The sequence below is a fragment of the Lujinxingia vulgaris genome, from assembly GCF_007997015.1.
Classification (GTDB): domain Bacteria; phylum Myxococcota_A; class Bradymonadia; order Bradymonadales; family Bradymonadaceae; genus Lujinxingia; species Lujinxingia vulgaris.
The window spans coordinates 1-560 of the sequence record NZ_VOSM01000085.1 but is presented as its reverse complement, the minus strand read 5'-3'; the positions used below and the strand labels follow the sequence as shown (position 1 = coordinate 560).

The 560-nt window shown below is 54.3% G+C and carries 1 protein-coding gene; it reads right to left on the bottom strand.

The features are described from left to right. Positions 1 to 560 (bottom strand): ribonucleotide reductase barrel domain-containing protein (locus FRC98_RS21015; protein WP_230467900.1); only part of this gene is annotated, 560 nt, incomplete at both ends.

Below are 560 nucleotides of genomic sequence, written 5' to 3'. Positions count from 1 at the left end.
GACCGCTTTCATGAAATCGTCTGTCAGGGTCACGGAAATGTTCGCGCCTGTCAGGAATTCTTCGTTATGGACCGAGTAGGTTCCGCCGTCGCGCAGCTTCGTTTCAGCATCGCGCATGATCTTCTCGTTGAATCCGCCCATTCCCGGAATTGCCCGGTAGTTCAGGATCCCTTGGTACATGGCCTCTTCCTGTTCGAGGAGCGGCTTGAACTTCAATTTCTCATTTGCCAGCTTTTTGATCATTTCGTCTTCCGTATTCTCGATCAAGTAGCGGAGTATGCGCGGGTTCTGTATTTTTGAAATGATGAATTCCGCGATATCCGGATGCCAATCAGCCAGCATGATCATCTGGGCGCCGCGGCGGGATCCGCCTTGTTCGACCAAGTGCGTCAGTTTCGCAATGTCGTCGAGCCAGGAAACCGAACCCGATGATTTTCCGTTGACCCCGCGCGCAAGCGTGTTTCTCGGGCGCAGTGTAGAGCCGTTCGTGCCGACGCCGCCGCCCCGGGACATGATTTCCATCACTTGTTTGCGGTGGTCTGAAATGCCTTCACGCGAAT